This window comes from Anaerobiospirillum succiniciproducens DSM 6400, from assembly GCF_000482845.1.
Taxonomy (GTDB): domain Bacteria; phylum Pseudomonadota; class Gammaproteobacteria; order Enterobacterales; family Succinivibrionaceae; genus Anaerobiospirillum; species Anaerobiospirillum succiniciproducens.
The window spans coordinates 25,988-39,580 of the sequence record NZ_AXWV01000037.1 but is presented as its reverse complement, the minus strand read 5'-3'; the positions used below and the strand labels follow the sequence as shown (position 1 = coordinate 39,580).

Here is a 13,593-nt window from a genome sequence, read left to right as displayed (position 1 = left end):
CTAATGCCATTTTCAATTGTTTTATATGCAGGAGACGATTCAATAAATGGTTTGCGATAGAGCAATCCCTCTGCATCGAACTTGTCTTCAATCGCTGACAAGAGTAATTGTGACTTACCAAAGTACTGAGCTTTGATATAAGTAGCTAGCTCCTTACGAAGCTGTTCATGAACGTAATTAGCACCGTGTGGCATTAGCTTAACCCTTGTGAAAATGTGTAACCTTGATAACTCAGAAGTGCTTTGATTGCTACAAAGACCTCTGATGACATACAGAAAGCAAAGTCAGAATATGAATGGTCTATCTCGTTTCTGATGATTTCAGGCCAGCTATACAACCTTATCAAATTCATTTCTGGCTCGGGTAATAAATAGTTAAGATTTACATGGACAATGGAGCCATCTGTTCTATATTCGATAGAAGGTAATGAGCCAAACTGTGTTAAGCAGGCGCAGTTTAAGGTTCTACGTCCAAGGCTATCAAGCAAACTATTAGGCAGTAGGCTTATCTGCATTGTGTCCCCTTTAAATCGGTACAGATAGACCGTCTGATCAGTGCTTAGTAGTGAAACATACAAGCTACTATCTTGGCTTGAGGGCAGTAAAGCCTCTTGCTTTTTAGCTGTTTTATATTGAGTAAAGTAACCTTTAGTGAAAGGGGGCTTGATTCTAAGGCACTTCACCTCGTCTAGATTGAGAGTGTTGTTGCTCCACTTAACTTTGGACAATAGGTTTGGAAGAATCTTGTTCAAAGTATCAGTCTGTAATCCAAACATGTCTCTTAACGCATGAATACCTTGTATATCATCTTGAGATTCGATGGCAGCAAGCTCTGTACTCTGTTTAGAAGAGTTTAACTTTGATGTAAAAATTCCTACTCCAGAAACACATTGAATATCATCAGGATCAATGCCTCTTTGAAAGGTGATCCCATGACAAGTTGCGCTTCTAGGTATACTCAACGCATATCTGTTAGGTTTGTTGTAAACAACGCCAGCATCTTGAAAGATTTTTAAGATCTTATGAGCAAGATCAAACCCCTCTTGTTTGAAGTAGGGAGCGAGCTCTGTATTTAGTTGCAGATAACTATCGAGGATGTCATTTACTCTATTTGTTATATGAGCTTTTGAGACAGAACCTTGCTCATCGTACGGTTCGTCTATAAGTGATGTGTATGCCATAAGGCCACAAATGCTATATAGAGTACGAAATTTCCAGACAAGCTCGCTCTCTTTTAATCCTTTAGGAGTATGAAAGAAGTCAGCTGCTTCTCTTAGAATTTTGTTGCTCATGCTATGTCACCCAAGATTAATTCTAAGTCATCTCTAAGCTGCTCAGAGAGACTAAGAGAAGAACTGTTACCTTCAAACATTGACTTTAGTCTATCTAATCTCATCATGACGAAAGCTAATGGGAGCAAAGCTAAGATGAGCTGTGCGTCGTCGGTATCGTCTTGAGATAAGCCAATGCTCGACATTCTGCTAAAAAGTGATTCTATGCGATTTGCAACTAGCTTAGACGGTGCAAAAGAGGACAGCATCTCAATCTTTGACTCATTTTCAACATGAGTATTAGTCAGCAATTTATCTTCATCAAGGTAGACTGTATAAGCCCCACTAGGTTTACTGCTTATGAGATACTCTGTTATTAAAGGCAGTATGAAGCTATATAACCCTTTAGGCTCTACCTGTAGGTCTTCCTTGTATGGGTGTGTTGCCACAAAGAAGACACCAGGTCTAGATAAGAGGGTTTCTAGCTGGTTTATACAAGGGCTAGATAGTAGGTTTTGGAGCACGACTACGCGATCTTTGCCTTGTCCTATCTGCGCAAAATCGTTTTCATTTAAGCTATCAGAGCATGACAGAATGCCATATACATTTTCGGCAACAACAGCACAAAGAGCCTGAACTATATCTAAGCTATTAGGTCCTACAAGCAAAATAGGCTGCTTTTCTATGTATGCAGAAAGTAGGTATTTTGCAAGATCACGGGTGTAGCGATGCTCAACGCCAGCTTTCTTCAGGTTTTTTGCTAAAGCCTTTTGAACTTGCTCAATAGTTTTGGCCTCACCAAGATCGTCATAGTCTCTCTCTATGATCTTATAGCAGCTTTGCTTAATGCTAGTATCACACACCTTGACTTGTGAAGGCGGATAAGCACTAGTAGCATCTGGTTCTTTTGATGTAGTTGTCAGAGGCGCTCTTTTTTCAAGATCTTGAGCAACTGCATGATATGCCTTGAAGAAAGCAAAATCGGCTATAGAGTCTGCAACAGAGTTTTTAGCTTTTTCTATGCGATCTTTAATCGCTTTCTCTATTGCTAAAGCTTCTTGTTCTTTTTGTGCTTGAAGCTTTCTAAGTTCCTCTTGTTGCTCGCTCTTTAGCTCTTGTAAAGTGGCTTGGTTTTGCTTTTGTAGTTGTGCTAGACGTGCCTCTTCTAAAGCTATAGATGATTTAATTGCATTCAGAGCTTCTTGAGCATTGCTGACATTCGCAGTACTTGAGTCTAGTTCATTGTTTTTAGCAGAGAGCTCATGATCTAGCGTATCAATTTGTGTGTGCAGTTCTGCTATCTTAGTGTTAGCACTGTTAATCTCATGAGAAAACTCCTGTTCCCATTCTTGTTTAAGAAGATCCTTTATCCTGTTTTGCAGCTCAGGACTTTGTTTCGCTACCTCAATGAGTACATGATCTTTAAAGGTATTGTGATTTATGTATTTATGAGCTTCTTGTAAGAACTTGTTTAAGTAGACTTGAGCTTGTTCATATGAACAGTGACATGCCGTCATAATTTGCAGAGGAATGTCTTCCATAGCTGGCATGTTTGTAAGCATTTGAGCGACATTGTCAAATGATTGATATTCAAGGCTTTTATCTGCGTCTAGCGCAAAAGATAGTGAAGAAACAACGATGTTCTTAACTACATCGAAGGTAGTCTTAAGAGCGCATACTTGAGCTGGCTTGCCTAAAAATGGTCTGTTGTAAAAGGAGTGCCCGTTACAAAGATTCATTAATATGCTGCCGCCATTAAATTTGTATATGGCTAGCTCGTTACAAGTGCTTTTGAGAGTATAAGTGTTGTCTGTAATGTTGGGTATATTTGAGTTACTTGGCGTAAACAGAATACCGATAAAGGTTGCATCCTTTTGACGAGCGGAGAAAAGGACTTTGTTGCTGATTGCAGTATATTTAATGCCATTTTTAACACGCTCAATCAGTTGTTCAAGAGTAGATACATCATTTAATATTGCAATCTCAATAGGCTCTAAGCTAGGTTCATATTTTGTATAAGCATTAAATACACTTTGATAGTTGAGGATGGTGCTTTGCGTGCCTGAAACCCATGACCAAACACCAACAGATCCCCTTTTTTTCGATGCATCACTAAGATTAAGACGAACAGCTTTAGCAGTAATACTTTGAGCTGATAAGTTTGCATGGAATGGGTAAAAAGTGCCTGATTCTGTGAGATCAGCGAGTCTTGTCAGATAGTTTTGCTGGTGATCTCCAGATACACAACAAATAGAGAAGCTCTGTCCTGAAAAAGCCGCTCTATCCATCGTGTCATCTAAAGAAGCTAAATAGTCATCATCGGAGATCTTTAATAAACTAGAGATATTTGTCAGATCATTAACTTGGCGCTGAAGGTATTCTAAATGCTTATTATTCTGTGCGAACTGATCATGAAATGTAGAGGTCTCTTCCTTGAGCTTCTTGTTTTCTGCTGTTAGTGCAGATAGCTTGGTTTTTGATTTTTTGTGCGCTTCAGAAAGAGATGCAACTTGTTCTTTTTCAAGGCTCAGATCTTGTGTAAGCTGCTCATTAGCCGCTATCAGCAGTTTTTTATCGCTCTTTAGAGTTTTTACTTGTTTTTTGAGATCTTTGTTCTCTAATTCGATGATCTCTGCTTTGCTAAGGCTAGCATTTAGGCGCTTAGTGATCTCCGTATTAAATTTAGTTACAGATCGTTTATCAGTCTTAATTTCTAATTTGCTTAAATAGTCTTTTGCAACGACAAAAAACAATCTTGGCTTAAACGCCATGTAGCTATCATTTGTTAATGCTTTTAATAAAGACTCTTGAGCAGACAAGCCATCAGCAATGCTTTGATTTATATCTTGTTTTACATTGGTTACCCAAGTCTCAAGAACAGTATTTAGGATATGGGATACGACAATATTGTCTATATGCAGCTTAAGCAAATTGACAGCTTGCGGACCAGTAATATTGCTAATACGTTGCCCAACAAGTACGCTCCTTTTGAGAACTTGTTTATTCTCTTCTAAAAGACTTCTGGCAAGATATGGAGCTATTGAGTCGCATACAAGAATCTTTTCTTCATGGCTAAGTTTCTCAATTAAACGAATTGATTCACTCATTAATGATCTCCTCTACCTTGGGCTTTTAACTGCCTATATGTATGCTCTAATAAATGATATGCCCGTACGTTGATTGAGCCTGTCTCAATACAATTTGAAATCCATTGGTAAACCTTTGGATAAGGTTTAAATACAGACTGAATATTTCTTATTGCATGAGGTGGTTTTATGATGTCTCCATACTGAAGAATTAGGCGTCTGTAAAATTGCTCATCATTAAGAGTAGGATGTTGCGATGGTTCGTGTAAAACGCATTCTTTAGGCTGGATTTTGAAGTCGTGCCTCCAGATAAGATCATGGCCAATGAATACGTCCACAGCGCTATTTAGTCTTATGTCAAAAATCGTTATTGGAGTACTAGCTTCAAAAGTTACTTTTTTCTCTACAAATCCATCGTGTTTAATGATTATGTAGCCATCAAACTCAGCACTAATCTTTAGACATCCTTTGTCAGGAAGTGAAAAGCTTTCCCCAGCTAAAATTTCTTGCCCATTTATATCAGTAACAAGTAACTTGGGCTTTAGACTCCTATGCTGTCTGACTAGAGGCTCTTTCCAAAGGTAGGTGTATTGAAGTACGTTGGATCTACCTGTTGAGATAAGTTGCTGTCTATCGGTACAGTTAACTTGGTACAAAGCCAGCTCTCTATTGTCGGTGTTTAGCTGTTGAATATGAGTAGCTGGGAATGATTTGAGCGTGTAAGTGTTGCCGCTTCTCAGAATATATATATGATCTGAACTATGTCGGATCATAAAGCTACCTTCTGAATATAACGGCCAAATAGGCTGTAATGCTGCAGGCTTTTCAGTAAGGCGGCAGTGGTATTGAATGAAGAACTTCGCTGCAAACTGGTCAAACTTGAGTGCTCGTACCTCATACATGTACCAGTCTCTCATACGCTGGGTGGCATGTTCGAGTTGCTTTATTTCTACAGAGCTATTAGATCTGATAGGCACTGACTCTTTAGTGAGAAGCAAATATTCTCGGTTTAATACCACATCAGCATCGTTGTTTATTTTGATTCCGCTCTGTTTATCAAAGAGAGTTCCTGATGGAGCAACTCCTGGCGTGGACAAAGGCCAGAACTCTCTTAGGCCAGCTGGTGCATTTTTAAATTTAATAGTATAGGTTTCATAAGGGATATACCCAACATCCAAGTAAGTTATTGAGTTAATAAAAATGTCAGTTCTGTCATAGGTCCTGCTGTATGGCTCAATCTCTAAACGAAAATCATCATCAAAGTCTTCAAACGGTACTCTTACAAGACCTAATTGGAAATAATAATTGCTACTTTCTGGATGCTTTGTGAGCCTAAGAGGAAGGGTATGTTCTTTAGGATCATAATAGCCAGAGGATGCATTAGAGAAAGTTCTTTCTTTACAGCTTTTATCAGCCTCTTTTTTACTATGCCTAAAGTGAGCTTCTTGAACCTTGCCAGATGCAAGAGTTACATACTGTCCACATAGATCACATATGAATAACTGAAGATCACTGGAGACCTTTGAGTTTCCGATCTTTGCAATTGCTTGCTTCGGAGTAATTGGAGTCCAGTTGTTGTTGTTCCACATGCATACATGTGTAAGAGATGGCTTTAAACCCATGCCGCAAATCCTACTTCAAGAACAAGTTATTCATCATGTATGCCGTTATGATGCGCGTCGGTGCAATAGATTTAGACTCTACGTATTTCCAACAAAGACTTTTGGCCTACAGCAGATAGGCTGAAATTGAACAGCCTTTCATACAACTAAATAGTATACAGAGTATGTGATATCTAGTAAGCAGCATTAGTGTGATCAATATAGCAATTGAGATGATTGGAAAGCTCATGAGGCTAGAGTGCATGCCGCTTTGCCAGTTGCGCTCATATGCGAAAGTTAAAAATTAGGTGGGAATGGTCAGCTTGTCACAACTACTCTTAGTGCTGTGTGTAGTGGGCTGGATCTAAGTTTTAACGATGGGCTTGTTTGAGCGCTTTTCTTGGAAGATTGGGATGGGTAATATCACAGATAGTCATTGAAGATAGGAGGTTTTTAATGGATGAGTCTTTGGTATTACAGGTAATTGAGAGAGCTCGATCTGCAGCTGCAAAAGACGGCCTCAAGGTCTGTATTAGTGTGGTGGATGCCTCGGGATTAATGAGCGGCTTTTTGCGTATGGATGACGCTTTGCCTGGATCTATCGATGTGTCCATGAAGAAGGCACGTACGGCGGCATTATTTAGATGTGATAGTGCAGATATTGGTCAAAGAGCCTGTCCTGGTGGAATTATCTATACCTTGGAGGCTACTAACGGCGGCATGATTAGCTTTGGGGGTGGCGTCACGATCAAGGATGACAGCGGCAAGGTAATCGGAGCCGTAGGTATTTCAGGAGCTGCGGTAGATCAAGATCAGGCCATTGCGCTGTATGCAGCTGGCAGGTAGTTGTTACGCCACTTTGAGTGCAGCGCCGCACTGAGTATGTCACTGCTGTGCGCTGCCCGCACTGAGCATGTCACTTAGGTGCGGGCGCTGCATGTAAGATGGCGGTTTGGAGCTACTAAGATCGCGATCTTGATAGGCTCGTGTGCTTGTTAGCAGATGGCTACTGGGAAGTAGTGTTTGAGTCTATCGATCGCATATGGTTTGGCGTGCTTTAGCAGGGCGTCACTGATGTAAACCGTGCCGCGATCTTCAGGGGCAAGCCACATAGCTGGATAGATCACAATGTCTCTACTCATGCCTGGGATCGAACCCTTGATTGGATCGCTAGTGAGATCAAGCCTAATGCCTAGCCTTTCGATGATACGTTTAAGTGGCTCAATTAAGGCTCGTTGCTCGTCAAGGGTTAATGCCGCAGCTGCCTTGCCTGTGCGTCCCCATTCAAGTAATTGCAACGCTGCATGACGATCAAGCAGGCCATGGAAGAACTGATTTCTAAAGTGCTTGAGGCACTTAGAACAAGCTGCGTCGCAAGTACAATCACTTAAGATCGCGTGTACATCTTGCAAGATGGTGCTGATATTTTGCGCAGCACTATCTGAATATCCTGCACCACTTGAGAGGCTATCGTACAGATAAATATCTACATATGAGGTGCCTCTAAAGAGTGAGGTGCCACCATCACGCAGACGATAGCCGGTTACAAGTTCGGTAAACTCCACATCCAAATGTTTACTTGCAGCTAGTCTTAATGCCTCTGCAAGTGATTGAGCAGCGCGGCTAATCCAAGTTCTATCGTCAGCATTGACATCGATTTTATTGTTATCAATGGCAAACTCTAAGACCATCATATCGGTAATGAAGTCATAGCCCAAGTTAACGCGTTGTACATTCGCGTGGCGACATGGCTTTAAGAAAACGTTGTGCAGTTTGTATGGGCGTTCTACATCCTTAAGCACGTCTTTGCTATCGCCTGGCATAGCAGCACCGCAGTCAGTGCAAACGGTGAAGCCTTTGTAGCGAGCGCCCTTGTTGACCATGATGATGCGCTGATTGGTACGCGAGGCGATCTTGATGTTAGTGCAGTTATCCACTAGCTGTAATTGCTCACCCTCAGGCAGAGTTGAGTAGAGCGGCTGTTGTACAGCAGAGTAGGTCTCTTCGAGCATAGCATCAGAGATTTGCTCAGCATTGCGTGGCGCAAAGCCCCAAGGACGCAGCATATTAATATCTTGTTCAAGATTAGGATTGCCGCAGAATGGACACTGATGTGGGTTATCCTCTTCAAGTCCAAACCAGCCACAATGGGTGCAAGTAAGCACGCGTTTAATGTAGTTTGGATCTGAGAAATAAGCCTTTGCTGGTTCCTTGATATTTCTATACGTAGCACTGCCTGGAGCGTAAAAGCCGCCAATTTGGTAGGTCTTCTTATCTACTACGATAGCTCTACCCGGAGCATATTCACTAATGGCCACATCTAAGCCACGATCGATAGCGTACTTGGTCTTACCGTCCTGATCAGAGATATAGGTGCTAACCACATTCTTTGGGAAGGAGTAGGTCGGGATAACACCGGCCTCATAAAGAGCATCTAACAGAGCTTTAGGCTTGGTGTTAAATGGACCATGCTGTACGGTAAAGAGATCAGGGTGGCGCTCAGCCTTATCTTTAAGTTCTTCTAAAGCGTCAATGAGCTCGTCTTTAAAGCGCTCAAAGTTAAAGTCGACATCAGCAGGTAATTGCGCTAAGGCACGAGAGCTATCGTAAGTTTCTAAGTAGGCTATAAAGCTTTGCAGTTCTTCTTGTAAGAAGTCTACTGCAGCAGCTTTGTCTAAGCCGTTTTGAGCGATAGAGCGATACTCTTGCAATAAGATCATGGCCAAATGACGCTGTAAGAGCTTCTCGCTTTTGATATCAATCCATGGTCTACGTGGCTCGCCGCAAAACATTGGCACTGGATTGTTAAAGTAAATAGAGTCATGCGGACCACCTTCGCAGAAGGTAACAATGGTCGACAAGCTTGAGCCACGACGACCGGCACGACCAGCACGCTGCTGATAGTTTTCTCGCTTTGGTGGAATATTGCGCAGACCAACTGCCACAAGGGAGCCAATATCGATACCCACCTCCATAGTGGTAGTGGAGCTAAGGATATCTACAGGAGTTTCATGCTCTTGGACTAAGTCTTGGAAACGTAGCTCATATTGTTCAGTCTTTGACCACAGATCATCACGCTGATCTTTATGTGACAACTGCGCTGTGTGCTCCTCAGTATCGATAACGCGGATTTGCTTGCCTGCAAGGGCATCGTACACTGGCTGTCGCCAATAGCTTAAAGCCGCATAATCGCTCTGACCCATAGCATGGGTATGCTCTGATCCACAGCTTGGGCATTTTCCTTTGAGTAAGTATGGAGTGAGCTCTGAGCAGGTAGTGCACTTGTACCAAACATGAGTATCATCAAAGCGCGGAGTAACAGTGTTCAGACGGATGTAATTACGCTCACTCTTACCGCTTTCTAAGAAGTAGAGATTTAAGACATCTTTCCACTTAAATGCCTCAATATCATCCTTCTCCCAGCACATGATGGAATGAATGGCGGTTGAGAATGTCCACTGATCTTTTAAGCCATAGTTAAAGCGATCAAAAGGGCGCTTTACATTGGCTCTGATCTCATCGCTGATGTTTTCGCCCAAAGCCAGGCTTTCATCGCACACGTTCATAAACCAAGCATTGAAGAACTCAATGAACTCTTGTTTGCTTACTTCAACGCCAAGCTCTTTGAGTGCAGCAATAGCTTTGTTTAATACCTTGCGTTGCGGCTCAATCCAACATACAGCTGAGTCGTATAAGGTGTTGTAGCTTCCGGCAATCAGTCTAAACATGTACTCCTGCATTTGCTCAGGAGCGCTCTTCGAGACAGGGTATTGCGTCTCATAGTCCTCGCCACCAGATAGCTCGTACTCTTCAATACAGCCTTTAGTGTGCTTGATGAATTTCTCGCGATCTTTATCGTGGAAGAACTGAATACTCTTTTGGGCTGCAGCTAAGCACAAAAAGTCGTAGAGATCTTCAAGTGAAAAAGCCCTTGGGGTGTCTTCCATCAGTTTGATAGCAGAGACAAAGAGCTGTCTTGCCGCCATGATCTCAGAGAGATAGGACATGTCTTTGGCAAGCTTTGCTGCACGCTGACGGCTATCAGAGAAGAGTAATACCTTGCGACCCTCATTAGGAAACTCATTAGGCATGCCGGTTTTTCCTGGCACTGCAGGTTGCTGCTGGAACTGAGTTTTAATGAGGTTGTAAAAGGACTGATTTCCCTTTGTACTAAAAGAGCTAAGCTGTTTGGCAAAGAGCATATGGCGGCAGTGAGGGCATTTAGAGAAGGTAAATACCTCAGGGCGACCTTTTGCCGAGTACTTGCTGTAATAGAGCTTGATAAGACCATCAACCTTGCCATCAAAGAAAGCATGGTTAAAGCTCAAAAAGCCGCTTTTAACATCTAAATAGCAAGGCCATACACCTGCGGTTTGCGAGCTCTTAGGACGTTGTGGCTGATAGTCAGGAGATGGCAAGTACAAGTGCAGCTCTTTCATATAGTCATCCATCAGATGACCATGATTACGCCACAGATATGTGTCTTGCTTAAAGTCAGCGTCTTGCTCAAGGACATAGCCTTTAAAGAATAAAGTACCGCAGCGGCGATCTCGATAGAGCTCATAGACCTGACTGCCACAGTGTGGACAGGTGAGCGTATCGTCAGTAAAGAAGATTTCGCCAATGGAAATGCCATCGTGAGAGTGTCCTTTAGGACAATCAGGATTGGTACAGGCATATACACCGGTTAAGCCTTTAAAGAGCATGTGCATACGCGCAGGAAATAGCACCGCGCCTTCATAATCTTTGGCTAAAGGAGCGATGGATAAGAGTACACTTACTGCATGCAAACCATCTGCATGGCTCAGATTAGGAAAGATGCCTTTGGCAAGATCATCCATGCACACTGCATTACCACGGCAGCGTTCAATAAGCTCGTTAAATGGACGATACGAAGCTAAATTGGCGTGCATCCAGGCACAGATATCATCAAGCTCAGTAAGCCTATGCTCAAAGCCCTCCACCTCAGCAAAAAAGCTTGTTAAAGCATTAAGCTTGCTCTGATCGTCATCTTCAAACGCACCTGGGTTGGCCTTTAAGATGGTGCTATCGGCAATATCATAACGACAGAGCGTGGCCACACTCTCTTGGGTACCAGTTAAGTATTCAAAAGGGCGAGAGCTATCATTAGCCGTAAGCGCATCGGCAAAACGCATCACTGCAGCGCTATCTAAGGCGCTTTTGTTTGGCATACTTGCAGTGGTCAAAATGAACTGCACGCGATCGCGGCTGATGCCTATCTTATTAAAGAGTCGGCGAATCAGCAGCGCTACCTCACCACCTGAGGAACCGCCATACATATGCGCCTCATCAATAACAAATAAGAGCTTGTTATTGCTATCGATATCCAGCCATGATCGGGTGTTCTCCCAGATCTTGCGCTCGATTTTACGCAAGAGCATGTACTCGAGCATGGAGTAGTTGGTGATGAGAATATCTGGGCAATAGTTCTGCATTTCAAAGCGCGTAATGAGCTCAGCATCTTCATCATGCGGCTCATGGGTATGGAAATGCAGATTGTGCAAGAACAGCTCTACATCAGCTTTTGCCGGGATCTTACCCTCATTTAATAAGTGCTCATAAAAAGCTGCATGCACACCTTCTTTACGATCAAAGATGAGCTTGAGAGTTTTCTCAAGCTTATGATCTTGAACATCATCAGGCATTTCACCAGGGTAGGGAGTACGTCCTGTGTACATGCCAAATTGAGGACGACGTGACAGATTGGTTGCAGTTTCTCTAAAGATAGAAACAAATTTATTTTGCGGATCACCAATCATGCGACGCATACGGCTGATTTGATCTGAAACCAGTGCGTTCATCGGATACATGATGATGGTGCGTACGCCGCGCTGTTCCCAGGAGTATGGGCTATTGCGTGCCTCAGTTACTAACTTGGCGAGGATCGGCCACATAAAACACTCAGTCTTACCTGAGCCAGTGCCTGTAGAGACAAAGAGATCGTGGCCTGCTACGGCTTTTTCTAATGCCTCAAGCTGATGAGAAAAAGGCGAGGCAAAGACGCCTAGACCCTCATGGGCAAGCTTTAAGAAGAACTCTTTAAGCCAATCATCAAGCTCAGCCGTACTTAGGCCGTCATGTACGGTTAGGTATGCTGGTGATGACTCGATATATGGCTTTTTGTGCAGTAAGTTTTCCTGCTCAAGGCGATTACCAATGGCAGATAAGAGGAGCTCAGATTTACCAAAGTAATGAGCCTTGATGTAGTCAGCTAGGTCTGTACACAGCTGCTGATGAACGTAATTAGCACCATGTGGCATTAGCTTAAGCCTTCTAAAAACTCGTAACCTTGGGAAATAAGCAGATCTTTTAACACGACAAAGACTTCTTTATTGAGACAGCGTGCAAAATCAGGTGATGATGAGGTAAAACTTTCTGGCCAACTATAGAGTCTTAATAAATTAAGCTCAGGACGTGGCAGTAAGTAGTTTAAGTGCACATGCACCAAGTTACCATCCATTGTATAGTCAATTGGAGGCAAGGCTTGGCGTTCTTTTAAGATTGCACAGCAAATAGTGCGATACATGCCGTTTTCCACCATCCACATAGGCAGTGGGCTGATGATTAGCTCTTCATCACGATAAAAATACAGATAGTAAGACCCATTGCATCTTAAGATGGAGACAGCTTTAGCATCGACCTCACTTTCTGAGACACTTACGATCTCACCGAGCAACTCACTTTGATCCTCATAAAGATCAGCACCTAGGACGTTATCCATGCCCTCTGTAGATTGATCCTGGTTTAGGCTCAAAAGATCTCTATGGTCATCCAGAGTGCGGTATGGCCTTGCTCTAGATCCTGGAGCATCGAGATGTGAGAGGATGAGGCCATTGTCAGAGCGCTGGGCTTCAGGCTCAATCATGGACAGTAGACCAAAAGTATTGCCATATTCGCTTATCGCTGTGGATAAGGGAGTGCCATCTTTGCTGACGCTCTTTTTGTCTTTATTGACCCAGTAGCCTAAGGTAAAAGGGCCGTCGGTGCGTAAAAACTCTAGTTGAGATTTATCTAAGTAGCTTTTATGCCAAGTGGCGCGGTTAAGCGTTACGTGCAGTCTTTTAGACAGGGACTCTGTCTCAAGGCCAAACATGGCCCTAAGCGCCTTAAGATCCTTGGTGTTGAGCTTACTTAGCGCTTGAGCAGCAAGGGGATCTAGATGGGCATCTTTTGGCTGTAGCTCATAGCCATAAAAACCAATGCCTGATACTCGGTCAATCTCATCAGGGCTGATGCCACGCATGAAGGTCACTTTGTCGTAGCGAAGCTGAACGCGCTTACTGATGGCCAAACGATAAGGACTTGAGTAGATTACGCCTGCATCTAAAAAGGTTTGATAGATGCTCTCTGCAATATCAAAATTAGCGTTACTAAAAGAGTCTTTAAGCTCAGGCATTAAAGATAAATAACTATCTAAAATGTCTTTGACGCGATACTTGAGATTGACCTTAGAGATGGTGGCAATAGACTCATCAGACTCATCGAGCAAAGAGGTGTAGGCCATCATGCCGCAGATGCTGTAGACAATACGTGCCTTATAGCTAAGTGCAGTCTCATTTTTACCCTGAACTAAGTGGTAGCGATTACACGCCTCGAAGAGAATCTTTTTGAACAT

At 42.8% G+C, this 13,593-nt stretch carries 7 protein-coding genes; 1 reads left to right on the top strand and 6 read right to left on the bottom strand.

What is annotated here, in order from left to right:
* The 4 genes from H524_RS0106410 to H524_RS0106395 all read right to left on the bottom strand — a co-directional run.
* The coding region (locus tag H524_RS0106410; RefSeq protein WP_027939628.1) for a hypothetical protein at positions 1 to 194 on the bottom strand (194 nt) is incomplete at its 3' end.
* A complete protein-coding gene (locus H524_RS0106405; RefSeq protein ID WP_027939627.1) occupies positions 194 to 1,291 on the bottom strand; it encodes a hypothetical protein in 1,098 nt (365 codons plus the stop codon). The genes H524_RS0106410 and H524_RS0106405, both read right to left, overlap by 1 nt.
* The gene (locus tag H524_RS0106400) at positions 1,288 to 4,377 is read right to left on the bottom strand and encodes a hypothetical protein (RefSeq protein ID WP_027939626.1); all 3,090 of its coding nucleotides are present in this window, start codon (positions 4,375 to 4,377) and stop codon (positions 1,288 to 1,290) included. Before H524_RS0106400 ends, H524_RS0106405 begins: the two co-directional genes overlap by 4 nt.
* On the bottom strand, positions 4,377 to 5,978 hold the full coding sequence (locus H524_RS0106395) for a hypothetical protein (protein ID WP_027939625.1): 1,602 nt from the start codon (positions 5,976 to 5,978) through the stop codon (positions 4,377 to 4,379). Before H524_RS0106395 ends, H524_RS0106400 begins: the two co-directional genes overlap by 1 nt.
* Before the next feature lie 435 nt (positions 5,979 to 6,413).
* Here H524_RS0106395 and H524_RS0106390 point away from each other — a divergent pair, with 435 nt between their 5' ends.
* The gene (locus H524_RS0106390; RefSeq protein ID WP_027939624.1) at positions 6,414 to 6,803 is read left to right on the top strand and encodes a GlcG/HbpS family heme-binding protein; all 390 of its coding nucleotides are present in this window, start codon (positions 6,414 to 6,416) and stop codon (positions 6,801 to 6,803) included.
* 149 nt (positions 6,804 to 6,952) lie between these two features.
* Here H524_RS0106390 and H524_RS0106385 read toward each other — a convergent pair whose 3' ends face one another.
* Both H524_RS0106385 and H524_RS0106380 read right to left on the bottom strand, forming a co-directional pair.
* Complete coding sequence (locus tag H524_RS0106385; protein WP_027939623.1) at positions 6,953 to 12,238, bottom strand: DEAD/DEAH box helicase; 5,286 nt, start codon at positions 12,236 to 12,238, stop codon at positions 6,953 to 6,955.
* Positions 12,238 to 13,593 (bottom strand): hypothetical protein, encoded by a 1,356-nt coding sequence (locus H524_RS0106380; RefSeq protein ID WP_027939622.1) that lies wholly within the window; start codon positions 13,591 to 13,593, stop codon positions 12,238 to 12,240. Before H524_RS0106380 ends, H524_RS0106385 begins: the two co-directional genes overlap by 1 nt.